This window comes from Cellulosimicrobium sp. SJTW-1 (genome assembly GCF_047716875.1).
GTDB lineage: Bacteria > Actinomycetota > Actinomycetes > Actinomycetales > Cellulomonadaceae > Cellulosimicrobium > Cellulosimicrobium funkei.
The window spans coordinates 4,006,088-4,019,223 of sequence record NZ_CP136680.1 but is presented as its reverse complement, the minus strand read 5'-3'; the positions used below and the strand labels follow the sequence as shown (position 1 = coordinate 4,019,223).

Sequence of the window (13,136 nt, the reverse complement as noted above, 5' to 3'; positions counted from 1 at the left end):
CACGGGGTCCGTGGCGGCCTGGCCGGCTTTCTCGACGGCGACCTCGTGCTCGGCGATCCCGGTCAGTCGCGCGAGACCACGACGCTCGAGCTGTGCCCGCCGAACCCGAACGCGTCGACGAGTGCGTGCCGGGCCGACGTCGTGGCCGCCTCCCGGACGACGTCGAGGTCGATCGCGGGGTCGAGGGTGTCGACGTTGAGCGTGGGCGGGACGCGCCCGTCGCGCAGGGCGAGGAGCGCGACGAGGACGCCCAGCGCGCCCGACGCACCGAGGAGGTGGCCCGTCGCGCCCTTCGTGCTCGTGACGGGCGGCGGCATCCCGAGTGCCGCGCGCAGCGCGTCCGCCTCGTTGACGTCCCCGACGGGGGTCGCCGTCGCGTGCGCGTGGACGAGCCCCACGTCCTCGGGGGCGAGGCCCGCCGACCGCAGCGCCATCGTGATGGTGCGGGCCTGGTTCTCGGGGTCGCCGCCGACGATGTCGTACGCGTCCGACGTCAGCGCCGCACCCGAGACGACGCCGTGCACGACCGCCCCGCGGGCCCGGGCGTGGTCCTCGCGCTCGAGCACGAGGAGCGTCGAGCCCTCACCCATGACGAACCCGTCCCGATCCACGTCGAACGGCCGGGACGCGCGCTCCGGCTCGTCGTTGCGCGTCGACATGGCGCGGGCCGCGGCGAAGGCCGCGAGCGAGAACGGCTGGACGCCCGCCTCGACGCCCCCGCACACGACGACGTCCGCCGAGCCGGAGAGGATCATCTCGCGACCCATCGTGATCGCCTCCGAGCCCGCCGCGCACGCGCTGATCGGGGCGCGCGCACCGGCCTTGGCGCCGAGGTCGATCGACAGCCACGCGGCCGGCCCGTTGGCCATGAGCATCGTGACGGTGTGCGGGGAGACGCGCCGGTGGCCCTGCTCGTGCAGGACGCGCGACTGGTCGAGCGTCGTCGCGATCCCGCCGTTCGCGGAGCCGACGACGACGGCGAGACGCGTCGGGTCGACGTCGGGCGACCCGGCGGACGCCCACGCCTCCCGGCCCGCGACGAGCGTGAGCTGCTCCGCCCGGTCGGTACGACGTCGCTCCCGGACGGAGAGCCCCTCGGCGAAGGCGTCGTCGACGCGCGCGGCGATGCGCACGGGCAGGTCGGCCGCCCACTCGTCGTCGATCGCCCGCACGCCCGGCTTCCCGCGCAGCAGCGCGTCCCACGTCTCGGGGGCGGAGCGCCCGACCGGGGTCACCGCCCCGTACCCGCTGACGACGACTCGTGTCATGGTGTGCCCCTTGCAGCCGAGTCGCCGAGAACGGCGACGGGTGTGGTCGATGGGTCTTATTCCAAGTCATCGCAGCGGCCTTTGTCGCCCTCGCAGCTGTGACGGTGCGCACGCCCACGCCCACGCTTACGCCCACGTCCGGACCCACGAGATGCCCGCGGTCGACGCCGTGAACCTCTACCCCTCGCCCACGCGGCGCCTCGCCGCGGGAGGCCGCGCTGCCGTGAGGCGGCGGGTCAGTCCGCGTCGAGCCCGAGCACCCGGCACGCGTTCCCCGCGTAGAGCGCCGGCAGGAGGTGCGCCGGGAGGTCGGCTCCCGAGATGGCCCACCGACCCTGCGGCGGCACGGGGTCACCGGGGGAGTAGGCGAAGTGCTCGTCGGCCGTCTCGAGGAACCGGAAGTGCGTCTCGAGCTGCTCACGCGACAACGGGAACGCGTCGGTGCCGAACAGGACCCGGTCCGGGAAGTCCTCGACGAGCCGACGGAAGCGTCGCGGCTGCCGCCCGAGCTCGCCCAGCCTGCCCGCGATGTCGACGACGAGGTTCGGTGCGGCCCGCAGGAGCCGCGAGACGTGATCCAGGTCCTCGGCGACGCAGCCGACGTGCGCGCCGACGTAGGTGGTCCCCGGAGTCGCGGCGAGCAGACGTCCGAACGCGTCGAGCAGGTGCTCGAACGACGGAAAGCGGGAGCGGTCGGCGAACGACCACGACGGTTGCGCGGTGAGCTCGTCGACGCGTTCGTTGTACCGGTCCGGCGGGTCGAAGAACGCCTTCGGGTCGGCGACGTGGATCAGGACGGGCAGCCCGAGCTCGCCCGCGAGCGCGAGCGTCTCGACGACACGAGGGTCGTCGGGCGCGACGAGCGCGCCGTCGGGGCCGGTGACGGTCAGGCCGAGGTTCTTCCACACCTTGAGGCCGCGCGCCCCGCGCGCCGCGGCGTCGCGGAGCTGCCGCTGCACCTCGCGCTCGCCCCCCACGTGGGCGAGCGCCGTCCAGTCGACCTGGCAGAACGTGAGGAAACGGCCCGGGTGCGCGCGGTCGTACCGGTCGAGGTTGGCCTCGAGCTCGTCGTCCCACAGGCCGTCGAGGTTCACGACCGCGCGCACGTTCGTGCGGTCCAGCAGGTCGAGCAACGCGGGGACGTCGGGCGCGCACCAGTCGGCGGTGAGCCAGCGGCCCAGGTGGTTGTGGACGTCGACGGCGGGCACCGCGGCCCGGGGGACGTCGGTCCGGGGGAGCCGCACGCGAGCGCGGGGCTCCCAGTCGACGAGCCGCAGGTCGGGTGCGGGCGGCGCCGGGGGCGGGCCGGCGAGGTGGAGGGGATCGATCACGTCACGAGCATCGGTCGTCCACGCCCAGATTTCGCGGATGTTACGCGAATCGATCATCCAGAGTGAGCGAACAGGCCATTCTGCGTGACTATCGCGCAGATGCTGAGCAGGATCTCTCGCATCGGGTCCGCACCTCGCGGCACCTGACCACCGCTGGACCGGGGTCACGGCCCCGCCGACGACAGGACAAGCACGTGAGCCCGAGCACCGTCACCGAGCGAGAGATCCACAGCCAGCCCGAGGTGTGGGCCGAGGCCCTCGCGGGCGGGCCCACCACCGGCTCCGTGCTCGGCGCACCCGGCGAGCGCGTCCTCGTACTCGGGTGCGGGACGAGCGCGTTCGTCGCCGAGGCGATCGCCGTCCTCCGGGAGGACGCCGGCCTCGGCGAGACCGATGCCGCGTACGCGTCGGAGTGGCACCCGACGCGTCCCTACGACCGTGTCGTCGTCATCAGCCGCTCCGGGACCACGAGCGAGTGCCTCGAAGCGCTCGCGGCCGTCCCCTCCGGGACGCGCACCGCCGCGGTCGTCGGTGTCGCCGGAACGCCCGTCGCCCTCGCGGCGGACGACGTGCTCGTGCTCGACCTCGCCGACGAGGAGTCGGTGGTCCAGACGCGGTTCCCGACCACCGTGCTCGCCGTCGCCCGCCAGGCGTTCGGGGAGAACCTCTCCGGCCTCGTCGCGCAGGCCGAGCAGGCGCTCGCGGCACCGCTTCCCGTCGATCCGGGCGCGTTCGAGCACTTCGTGTTCCTCGGCCGTTCGTGGGCCTACGGCCTCGCGCAGGAGGCGGCGCTGAAGATCCGTGAGGCCGCGCAGGCGTGGTCCGAGTCCTACCCGGCGCTCGACTACCGGCACGGACCGGTCGCCGTCGCGACCGACGCGACGCTCGTGACCCTGCTCGGCGACGACGACCCGGCGCTCGCCGAGGACGTCCGGCGCACCGGCGCGACCGTCGTGCACCTCGACGGGGACCCGCTCGTCCAGCTCGTGCAGTGCCAGCGCCTCGCGGTCGCCCTCGCCACCGACCGCGGCCTCGACGCGGACGCGCCGCGACACCTCACCCGCTCCGTCGTCCTCGGCTGAGGGCGACCCGAGACAGCCCGTCACCGACGGGGTCGCAGTACCCGGACACTCGACGAAGAGACCGCCCAAGAGACAAGGCCGACAATGTTCCGTCATCCCACCCGCCGCCGTCCCGACCGTCCTCTCACCGTGGCCCGGGGAGCCGCCGGAGCGGTCGTCGTCTCCGGCGCGCTGCTGCTCGCGGCGTGCTCGTCCGGGACGCAGGGCGCCACGACCCTCGACCCCGAGGCCGACGTCACGCTCACGTGGTGGACCGGCCAGGCAGACCAGGCCCAGACCATCCTCACGGGCCTCGCCGAGGAGTTCGAGGAACTCCACCCCAACGTGACGATCGAGGTGTCCTCGGGCGCGCCGTCGACGGAGGACCTGCTGCAGAAGCTGTCGTCCTCGTTCGCGGGAGGCACCTACCCGGACATCTCCTACGCGTTCGGCTCCTGGGCGAGCGAGCTCGCCGAGTCGGAGCGCACGCTCGACATCACCGACGAGGTGAGTGACCCCGACGTCGGCTGGGACGAGTTCTCCGGGGCCGCCCGCGCCACCGCCCAGCCGGACGGCGAGACGACGATCGGCTTCCCGGCCGTCGTGGACAACCTCTCCCTCCTGTACAACAAGACGGTATTCGACGCCGCCGGCGTGGACTACCCGACCGAGGACTGGACCTGGGACGACTTCCGCGCCGCCGCGAAGGAGCTCACGGACCCCGCGACGAGCACGTACGGCTACGCCTACGGTGTCTCCGGCTCCGAGGAGACGACGTGGCAGTTCTGGCCGCACCTGTGGCAGCGGGGCGGGGAGGTCCTCGACGACTCCGGCACGACCGCGACGTTCGACTCCGACGCCGGCGTGGACGCGTTGACGTTCCTGCGCGACATGGCCGTCGAGGACGGGTCGGTCTACCTCGACCAGACCGACACCAAGTTCACGCAGATCTTCGCGAGCGACCAGATCGGCATGGTCACGTCAGGGCCGTGGACGCTGTACGACCTCCAGGTCGCGGGCACGCAGTACGGCGTCGTCCCGCTGCCGGCCTACGACGACGAGCACACGACGATCTCCGGGGCCGACCTCTGGGTCCTGTTCGACCACCAGGACGCGAACCGCGAGCACTGGTCGTACGAGTTCACGAAGTGGCTGACCGACCCCGAGCAGGACGTGCGCTGGAACGTCGTCTACGGCAACCTCCCGCTGCGCGAGAGCGAGATCGGCTCACCGGAGTTCCAGGCACAGGTCGAGGCGATGCCCGGCCTGGACGTCATGGCGCAGAACAGCGAGAACGCGACGATCCCTCGCCCGACCGTGCCGGGGTACGTCAACCTCTCCGAGGCGGTCGGCACAGCGGTCTCGGAGGTCCTCCAGGGCAAGGGAGAACCGCGCGAGGCGCTCGAGCGGGCCGCCGACCGGTCGGACGAAGCGCTGGCGGACCAGTGACGACGACGATCGCGCCCACCCCCGTCCGGCGGCCCCCGCGGCGCCGCCGGACGGGGGAGGCGCTCGCCGGGTGGGGCTTCGTCACCCCCGCGACGCTCCTCGTCGTCGGCCTGTCGATCTTCCCCGCGGTCTGGGCGTTCCTGCTGTCGTTGCAGGACTGGAACGGCTTCTCCACGCCGGAGCCGGTGGGCGTGGACAACTACCGCCGCATGCTGACCGACGCCGAGCTGGGCGCCGCCGTCGGGCACACGCTCCTGTACACCGCGCTGTTCGTCCCGGCGTCGCTCTTCCTCGGGCTCGGCCTCGCGGTCGCGCTCAACCGCCGACTCGTCCTGGTCGGGGTCTACCGCACCCTCGTGTTCCTGCCGTTCGTGGTCTCCGCAGCGGCCACCGGCATCCTCACGACCTACCTGTTCAACCCGCAGTTCGGGTTCGTGAACAACGTGCTGCGCGTCCTCGGCCTCCCCCAGCAGGGCTGGCTCGAGAACCCGTCGCAGGCGATGGTCGTCATCACGATCATGTCGTTGTGGGGGCAGGCCGCGTTCACGACCGTCATCTACCTCGCCGCGCTCCAGGACATCCCGGTCGAGCTCGCGGAGGCCGCCCGCGTGGACGGCGCGAACCGGTGGCAGTCGTTCTGGCACGTGACGTTCCCCCAGCTCGCCCCGGTCACGGTGTTCGTCGCCATCTGGCAGACGATCCAGGCGATCCAGCTCTTCGACCTCGTCTACACGACGACGCGCGGCGGCCCGCTCGGCTCGACCGAGACGATCGTGTACTACCTGTGGAAGGCGGCGTTCAAGGAGCTCGAGTTCGGGTACGCCTCCGCCGTGGCGTACGGGCTGTTCGCCGTGACCCTGCTCATCACCATCGCCGTGACGCTCTACTCCCGCCGCACGAAGGTTGGTGGACTCTGATGCCGACGACCGCTCCCGGCCCTGCCGCTCAGGCCGCGGCGCCCGGCGGACCGCAGGCGGCGCCCGCCGGCGCCCCGGACGGTCCGCTCCTGGCCACCATCACGGCCACCCCCGCGCCGCGGCGCCGGCGTCGGCGCGCATGGCTGTGGCACCTGCTGCTCGTGCCCGTCGCCGCGCTGTTCGCGACGCCGTTCGTGCAGATGTTCCTCACGTCGCTCACGCCCGAGGCGGAGATCAACCGTTTCCCTCCGCGGTTCTGGCCCTCGCAGCTCACGCTCGACGGCTACGTCAAGCTCTTCACCGAGACGGACCTGCTGCGCTGGACGACGAACACCGTCCTCGTCTCGGTCGTCGCCGTCGCGTCGCACATCGTCCTGTGCTCGCTCGCCGGGTACGGGTTCGCGCGCCTGAAGTTCCCGGGCCGCACGTTCGGGTTCCTCGCGATCATGGCGACGATCATGATCCCGACCCAGCTCCTCATGGTGCCCACGTACGTCCTCTTCGCGCGCATCGGCATCATCGACACGCTCGCCGCCGCGATGGTCCCGTGGCTCGCGTCGGCCTTCGGGATCTTCCTCATGCGCCAGTTCTTCCTGTCGCTCCCGCCCGAGCTCGAGGAGGCGGCCGTCCTCGACGGGTGCTCGCGGCTCTCCACGTTCTGGCGGATCATCCTCCCGCTCGCGCGGCCCGCGCTCGCGACGCTCGCGATCTTCACGCTGCTCGGCTCGTGGAACGACCTCGTCTGGCCGCTCATCGCGATCAACGACCCGTCGTCCTTCACGCTCCAGCTCGGGATCACGAACTTCCAGGGCGCGCGCCGGACCGACTGGTCGCTGCTCATGGCGAGCAACGTCGTCGCGACCCTCCCGCTGGTGCTGTTCTTCCTGTTCGCCCAGCGCCAGTTCATCGCCACCATGACCTTCACGGGAGTCAAGGGATGACCACGCCCCACGCCCTGCCGGCAGCAGCCGACCGGACCGCTGCACGACCCGTCGTCGTGGTCGGGGACGCGAACGTCGACCTCGTGCTGCGCGGCGACGTGATCCCGCGATTCGGCCAGGCCGAGCAGCTCGCCGACTCCGGCGACCTCGTCCTCGGTGGCTCGGCCAGCATCGCGGCCGCCGGCGTCGCGCGCCTCGGAGTGCCGACGCGGCTCGTCGCGCGCGTCGGTGCGGACGCCTTCGGGACCTTCACCCTCGACGCGCTGCGCGCTGCCGGGGTGGACGTGTCCGCGGTCGAGGTCTCCCACGACGAGCCGACAGGGCTCTCGGTCGTCCTCTCCACGCCGGACGACCGGGCGATCCTCACGGTCGCGGGCACGATCCCGACCCTCACCGGCTCCCACGCGCTCGCCGTGCTCGACGGCTGGGACGGGCCGCCCGGCGTCGTGCACGTCGCGTCGTACTTCCTCCAGCCGCGTCTCGCCGCGGACCTGCCCGCAGTCCTGGCGTCTGCTCGTGCGCGCGGGTGGACCACGAGCCTCGACACGAACTGGGACCCTGCCGAGCGCTGGACCGGGCTCGCGGACCTGCTGCCCCACGTGGACGTGCTGCTGCCGAACCGCAACGAGCTGCGCGCAGTCGCGGGCGCGCTCGGCGCAGGTCCGCGCGACGCGCCGAGCACCGGCGACCCCGACGTCGCGCTCGCCCGGGCGGTCGCCGCGCGCGGCCCCCGCGTCGTGGTCAAGGACGGCGCGCGCGGCGGGTGGTCCGTGGGACCGGCGGGAGCCGCCGTGCACGCCCCGGGGCTCGCCGTGGACGTGGTCGACACGACCGGCGCCGGAGACAGCTTCGACGCCGGCTACCTCGCGGCCCTCGCGCACGGGATCGAGGACGAGGCCGAGCGGGTGCGCTGGGCGGCCTGCGCCGGCTCGTTGTCGACGCTCGGCCCGGGGGGCACCGGGGCGCAGGCCACGCTGGCCGCGCTGCGGGCCGCGCTCGCATGATCTCCGCGCTCGCCCTCAGCCCGTCGCTCGACGTCACGTACGTCGTCGACGCCCTCGAGGGGATCCAGCGCCCGCGCGAGGTCCGTCGCGTCGGCGGGGGGAAGGCGCTCAACGCGGTCCGCGCCGCAGCGTCGCTCGGTGCCCGCACGACCGCCGTCGCGGTCCTCGCCGGAGGGTCGGGCGAGGACGTCGCGGCGGGGGCGAGAGCCGACGGCGTGGACCTGCGCGTCGTGCCGGGAGAGCACCCGACGCGCACGTGCGTCTCGGTGCTGGCCGCGGCGACCGGTGCGCTCACCGAGATCTACGAGCGTGCCGTCCCGGTGGGGGCGGGCACGCTCGACCGTGCCGTCGGGCTCGCGCTCGACCTCGCCGCGCGCCAGGGCGGGTGGTGGCTGCTGTCCGGCGGGCTCCCCGGCACCATCGCGCCGAGCGTGGTCGGCACCGTCGTCGGTCGGCTGCGGGCGGCGGGTGCCCGCGTCGCCGTGGACAGCCACGGTCCGGCGCTCGCGGGAGCCGTGGGGGAGGGGCCGGACCTGGTCAAGGTGAACCGGGTCGAGGCGGCAGAGCTGCTGGGCGTCCCCGCGGACACCCCGGGTGCGGGGCTCGTCACCGGGCTCCGCGACCGGTCGCGCGGACTCGTGGTCGTCACGGACGGCGCGGAGGGGGCGTGGGCGAGCGACGGCACGAGCGTGCTGCGCGTCCGGCTCGAGGGCCACGTCGGCCGCTTCCCGGTGGGGAGCGGCGACTCCTTCCTGGGCGGGATGCTCGTCGCGCTCGACGGCGGGGCGTCCCTCGCCGAGGCGGTGGCGCTCGGTGCCGCCGCGGGCACGGCCAACGCCCAGGTCCCCGGTGCGGCAGTCCTCGACGCGGCCCTGGCTCGCCGTCTCGTCGGCGAGGCCGCGGTCGAGACCGTGGCGCTCCCGGTGCCCTAGAACCCTGCGGGGTCAGCGCGGTGCGGCCGGTCCCTCGGCCGGCCGCACCGCGGCGACCGGACCGTCGTCGGCCACGACCTGGACGTCGACGCCGGCAGCCGCGATCGCGTCGAGGGCCGCCGGGTCGGCGGACGAGTCCGTCACGAGCACGTCGATCTCCTCGAGATCCGCCATCTTGGCGAGCGTCACGCGCCCCACCTTCGACCCGTCCGCGACCACGACGACGCGCTCGGCGTGCGCGACCATCGCGTGGTTGGTGCGCGCCTCGGTCTCGTCGTGCGTCGTCGCACCGCCGCGCACGCTGATGCCGTCGGTGCCCAGGAACGCCGTGCCGACGTTGATCGCGTTGAACGTGTGCTCGGCGAGCACGCCGACGGCCTCAAGCGAGCTCGACCGGACGAACCCACCCGTCATGATGACCTGCAGGTTGCTGCGCGCGGCGAGCTCGGTCGCCGTCGTCAGGGCGTTCGTGGCGATCGCGAGGTCGGGTCGCGTCGCGAGGGCGCGCGCGACGGCGGCCGCCGTCGTGCCGCCGCTGATCGCGACGGAGTAGCGCCCCGGCGGGAGCAGCCCGGCGGCGTGCTGGGCGATGCGCAGCTTCGCCTCGCGGAACCGGGAGTCGCGCAGCAGCACCGGGACCTCCGTCGTGGGGTCGAGGGCACGCACCCCGCCGTGCGTGCGCAGCACCAGGCCCTGCTCCTCCATGTCCGCGAGGTCGCGCCGCATCGTGGCCGAGGAGACGCCGAGCTCACGGACCAGCTCCGTGAGGCGCGCCGTGCCGTGCTCGTTGACGTACGTGAGCGCCCGCATCATGCGGTCGCTGCGCTTGTGGGAGATCGCGCGGGGCGCGGCGTCCGGTGCGACAGGCATGCGCTTCCTTCCGGCGGTTGCTGGGTGAAGTGTGGGTCTCTCTCTCCCGGACGAGGCAAATCGCTCAATCAGAGTGAGTGTTATCGGCGGAATCTGATCGTATTCTTGCACAGTGCGCTCGACGACGCCGAGGATCGTCGACATGGTCAGCATCGCGTTCGTCGGCGCCGGGAGCGTCGTCTTCACCCGCCAGCTCGTCGCCGACATCCTGCGCTACCCGGAGCTCGCCGACGCGCGCCTCGTGCTGCACGACATCGACCCCGAGCGGCTCCGCGTCGCCGAGGGCACCGCGCGTCAGGTGAGCCGCCAGCTCGGGGCGTCGGCCACCGTCGAGGCGTACGCCGACCGTCGCCGGGCTCTCGACGGGGTCGACTTCGTCGTCAACATGATCCAGGTCGGCGGCATCGACGCGACGTTGAAGGACCTCGAGATCCCCGCGCGCCACGGCCTGCGCCAGACCATCGGCGACACGACCGGCGTCGGTGGCGTGTTCCGCGCGCTGCGTACGTTCCCGGTGCTCGAGGGCGTCGCGACCGACATGCGCGAGCTGTGCCCGCAGGCATGGCTGCTCAACTACACGAACCCGATGGCGATGAACGTGTGGTGGGTCTCCACCGTCGCTCCCGACCTCAAGGTCGCCGGGCTCTGCCACTCCGTCTACTGGACCGCCCACGACCTCGCAGAGCTCGTGGGCGTCCCGGTGGGGGAGACGCGGTACCGTGCCGCGGGCGTCAACCACCAGGCGTGGCTGCTCGAGTGGGACCACGAGGGCGAGTCGCTGTACCCCCGGCTGCGCGAGACGATCCGCCGCGACCCCGGGCTCGAGCGTCGCGTCCGGGTCGAGATCTTCCGCCGGCTCGGCTACTACCCGACGGAGACGAGCGAGCACTCCTCCGAGTACGTGTCGTGGTTCCTCCGCTCCGACGAGCAGATCGAGCGCTACCGCCTGCAGCCGCTCGAGTACGTCGGCATCAGCCGGGGGAACGTCGCGGAGTTCGAGGCGGCGCGGCGCGCGCTCGCCGCCGGCGAGGACCTCGCGCTCGAGGACGGCGCGAGCGAGTACGCGCCCCAGATCATCCACTCCCTCGTGACCGGCACGCGGCGCGAGGTGCACGTCAACGTCCCCAACCACGGCCTGGTCGACAACCTGCCCCAGGATGCGGTCGTCGAGGTCCCGGCGGAGGTCGACGGCGACGGCCTGCGCCCCGTGCCGATGGGCTCGCTCCCGGCACAGTGCGCGGCGCTCAACCAGCCGTACGTCTCCGTCGCGGCGCTGACCGTCGAGGCGGCGCGCACCGGCGACCCCCGGCTCGTGCGCCAGGCCGTGCTCATGGACCCGAACGCGTCCTCGACCCTGACGCCCGCGCAGATCTGGGCCCTGTGCGACGAGCTCGTCAGCGCGCACGGCGACCTGCTCCCCGAGCCGCTGCGCGCCCTCGTGCCGGCGGGTGCGCTGTGACCCTGGCCGCGACGGGCAACCTCGTCGCTGCGGCGGCCCGCGACGGCGGCGCCGTGCTCGCGTTCAACGTCATCACGCTCGAGCACGCCGAGGGCATCGTCGCCGGCCTCGAGGGCGCCGGGGCTCCCGGCATCCTGCAGATCAGCGAGAACGCCGTCCGCTACCACGAGGGCCGCATGACGGCGCTGGTCGCGGCCTGCCGCGAGATCGCCGTCGCGGCACGCGTCCCCGTCTCGCTGCACCTCGACCACGTCCAGGACGTCGACCTCGCGCGCCAGGTCGTCGACCAGGCGTGGCGACTCGGGATCACGTCGATCATGGTCGACGCCGCCCACCTCGACTACGCGGACAACGTCGCCACGACCCGCGACCTCACCCGGTCCGCGCACGACACCACGCTGTGGGTCGAGGCCGAGCTCGGCGAGATCGGCGGCAAGGACGGTGCGCACGCGCCCGGCGTGCGCACCGACCCCCACGAGGCTGTGTCGTTCGTCGCCGCGACCGGCGTCGACGGGCTCGCAGTCGCCGTCGGCAGCTCCCACGCGATGACGAGCGCGACCGCGGAGCTCGACCTCGACCTCGTCGAGCGGATCGCCGCCGAGGTACCCGTCCCGCTGGTGCTGCACGGGTCGTCCGGTGTCCCTGCCGCGATGTTGCGCGACGCCGTCGCACGCGGGATCCGCAAGATCAACGTCGGGACCGCGCTCAATGTCGGCTACACGCGTCAGGTGCGAGACTTCCTCGACGCGCACGACGCCGTCACCGACCCCCGCACGTACCTCGCACCGGCGCGGGGAGCCGTGCGCGACGCCGTCGACCGGCTCTGCACGCAGGTGTTCGCCTGACACCACGAATCGTCCGGCATCTCCTGATCGGCACCCCCACCATGGCGCGCGGGCAGCGTGTCACGACGAGAGGAACGAGCACATGAGACGAACGACGACCGGCCTGGCACTCGGCTCGGCGCTGGTGCTGGCCGCGTGCGCGGGCAGCCCCGCCGTCGGTGGCACGAGCCCCGTCCCGGACACGCCCCGCGCGGCCGGGACCGACGCGTCGGCCGCGGCGGCGGTCGAACTGCCGCCCACGAGCGGGATCCTCGACTACCAGCTCGGTGGTGCGTACGACGACGTCGATGCCGGTTCCGGTCCGGTGACCCCCGACGTCGTGGTGCGCGACGCGACGGCGACGCCGCTCTCCGGCGCGTACAACGTCTGCTACGTGAACGGCTTCCAGACGCAGCCCGACGACGCCGCCCTGTGGCGCACGCACGAGGACCTGCTGCTGCACGACGCCGACGGCGTGCTCGTCGTCGACCCGGACTGGCCGGACGAGTTCGTGCTCGACCCGTCGTCCGCGGCGCAGCGCGAGGGGATCCTCGACATCCTGGGTCCGGTGGTCACCGGCTGCGCGGACGACGGGTTCGACGCGGTCGAGATCGACAACCTCGATACCTGGACCCGTTTCGCCGAGATCGACGAGGCCGGCGCGCACGCGCTCGCCACGGCGTACGTGGACCTCGCTCACGACGCCGGGCTCGCGATCGCGCAGAAGAACGCCGCGGAGATCACGCAGGTCGCGCACGACGACCTCGGGTTCGACTTCGCCGTCACGGAGGAGTGCGCCGTCTGGGACGAGTGCGCCGCGTACACCGGCGTGTACGGCGACCACGTGCTCCAGGTCGAGTACCCGGGCCCGCTCGCGGCCGAGGGACTCACCTTCGCCGACGCGTGCGCCCTGCCCGACCGTGCGCCGCTCACGGTGCTGCGCGACCTCTACCTGGTCCGACCGGACACCGACGTCAGCGGCTTCGACCCGGTCGAGGAGACCGGCGAGCCGTACTCGTACGTGTTCGCGACCTGCTGACACGGGGCGGCGGGCGGTGCCCACGCCGTTCGCCGCGTCGC

Annotated in this window: 12 protein-coding genes; 9 read left to right on the top strand and 3 right to left on the bottom strand. The window is 73.2% G+C overall.

Annotated elements, in window-relative coordinates:
* Nucleotides 1-62: 62 nt before the first annotated feature.
* Nucleotides 63-1,268, bottom strand: a complete 1,206-nt coding sequence (locus RSE42_RS18040; RefSeq protein ID WP_415297453.1) for a beta-ketoacyl-[acyl-carrier-protein] synthase family protein — start codon at nt 1,266-1,268, stop codon at nt 63-65.
* A 236-nt stretch (nt 1,269-1,504) separates the two neighbouring features.
* The gene (locus RSE42_RS18035) at nt 1,505-2,599 is read right to left on the bottom strand and encodes an amidohydrolase family protein (RefSeq protein WP_415297452.1); all 1,095 of its coding nucleotides are present in this window, start codon (nt 2,597-2,599) and stop codon (nt 1,505-1,507) included.
* Nucleotides 2,600-2,793: 194 nt separating this feature from the next.
* On the opposite strand from RSE42_RS18035, the gene RSE42_RS18030 reads away from it, so the two are divergent.
* The 6 genes from RSE42_RS18030 (at nt 2,794) to RSE42_RS18005 (ending at nt 8,903) form a co-directional block, all read left to right on the top strand.
* Nucleotides 2,794-3,681 (top strand): SIS domain-containing protein, encoded by an 888-nt coding sequence (locus RSE42_RS18030; protein ID WP_034651580.1) that lies wholly within the window; start codon nt 2,794-2,796, stop codon nt 3,679-3,681.
* Nucleotides 3,682-3,810: 129 nt separating this feature from the next.
* Nucleotides 3,811-5,109 carry an extracellular solute-binding protein gene (locus RSE42_RS18025; RefSeq protein ID WP_034651583.1) on the top strand — a complete coding sequence of 433 codons (1,299 nt, stop codon included), beginning with the start codon at nt 3,811-3,813 and terminating at the stop codon, nt 5,107-5,109.
* A complete protein-coding gene (locus RSE42_RS18020) occupies nt 5,106-6,026 on the top strand; it encodes a carbohydrate ABC transporter permease (RefSeq protein WP_034651587.1) in 921 nt (306 codons plus the stop codon). The genes RSE42_RS18025 and RSE42_RS18020 overlap by 4 nt, the downstream gene beginning before the upstream one ends.
* On the top strand, nt 6,026-6,967 hold the full coding sequence (locus tag RSE42_RS18015; RefSeq protein ID WP_081895776.1) for a carbohydrate ABC transporter permease: 942 nt from the start codon (nt 6,026-6,028) through the stop codon (nt 6,965-6,967). The genes RSE42_RS18020 and RSE42_RS18015 overlap by 1 nt, the downstream gene beginning before the upstream one ends.
* Nucleotides 6,964-7,971 (top strand): carbohydrate kinase family protein, encoded by a 1,008-nt coding sequence (locus tag RSE42_RS18010; protein WP_051876523.1) that lies wholly within the window; start codon nt 6,964-6,966, stop codon nt 7,969-7,971. Before RSE42_RS18015 ends, RSE42_RS18010 begins: the two co-directional genes overlap by 4 nt.
* Complete coding sequence (locus tag RSE42_RS18005; protein ID WP_034651590.1) at nt 7,968-8,903, top strand: 1-phosphofructokinase family hexose kinase; 936 nt, start codon at nt 7,968-7,970, stop codon at nt 8,901-8,903. The genes RSE42_RS18010 and RSE42_RS18005 overlap by 4 nt, the downstream gene beginning before the upstream one ends.
* 12 nt (nt 8,904-8,915) lie before the next feature.
* Here the strand turns inward: RSE42_RS18005 and RSE42_RS18000 are convergent, their stop codons facing one another.
* Entirely contained in the window at nt 8,916-9,773 is an 858-nt protein-coding gene (locus tag RSE42_RS18000; RefSeq protein WP_198526183.1) for a DeoR/GlpR family DNA-binding transcription regulator, read from the bottom strand.
* Between the two features lie 142 nt (nt 9,774-9,915).
* Here RSE42_RS18000 and RSE42_RS17995 point away from each other — a divergent pair, with 142 nt between their 5' ends.
* The 3 genes from RSE42_RS17995 (at nt 9,916) to RSE42_RS17985 (ending at nt 13,095) form a co-directional block, all read left to right on the top strand.
* Nucleotides 9,916-11,232 carry an alpha-glucosidase/alpha-galactosidase gene (locus tag RSE42_RS17995; RefSeq protein ID WP_034651592.1) on the top strand — a complete coding sequence of 439 codons (1,317 nt, stop codon included), beginning with the start codon at nt 9,916-9,918 and terminating at the stop codon, nt 11,230-11,232.
* Nucleotides 11,229-12,077, top strand: coding sequence for a class II fructose-bisphosphate aldolase (locus tag RSE42_RS17990; RefSeq protein ID WP_061269285.1), 849 nt, complete (start codon nt 11,229-11,231; stop codon nt 12,075-12,077). The genes RSE42_RS17995 and RSE42_RS17990 overlap by 4 nt, the downstream gene beginning before the upstream one ends.
* 82 nt (nt 12,078-12,159) lie before the next feature.
* Complete coding sequence (locus RSE42_RS17985; protein WP_051876524.1) at nt 12,160-13,095, top strand: endo alpha-1,4 polygalactosaminidase; 936 nt, start codon at nt 12,160-12,162, stop codon at nt 13,093-13,095.
* The last annotated feature ends 41 nt before the right edge of the window (nt 13,096-13,136 follow it).

Excerpts from the sequence above, each read along its gene's own strand:
- RSE42_RS18015 (WP_081895776.1), top strand. The coding sequence starts at position 6,026 with ATGCCGACGACCGCTCCCGGCCCTGCCGCTCAGGCCGCGGCGCCCGGC.
- RSE42_RS17995 (WP_034651592.1), top strand. The coding sequence starts at position 9,916 with ATGGTCAGCATCGCGTTCGTCGGCGCCGGGAGCGTCGTCTTCACCCGC.
- RSE42_RS18005 (WP_034651590.1), top strand. The coding sequence starts at position 7,968 with ATGATCTCCGCGCTCGCCCTCAGCCCGTCGCTCGACGTCACGTACGTC.
- RSE42_RS18010 (WP_051876523.1), top strand. The coding sequence starts at position 6,964 with ATGACCACGCCCCACGCCCTGCCGGCAGCAGCCGACCGGACCGCTGCA.
- RSE42_RS17985 (WP_051876524.1), top strand. The coding sequence starts at position 12,160 with ATGAGACGAACGACGACCGGCCTGGCACTCGGCTCGGCGCTGGTGCTG.
- RSE42_RS18000 (WP_198526183.1), bottom strand. The coding sequence starts at position 9,773 with ATGCCTGTCGCACCGGACGCCGCGCCCCGCGCGATCTCCCACAAGCGC.
- RSE42_RS18040 (WP_415297453.1), bottom strand. The coding sequence starts at position 1,268 with ATGACACGAGTCGTCGTCAGCGGGTACGGGGCGGTGACCCCGGTCGGG.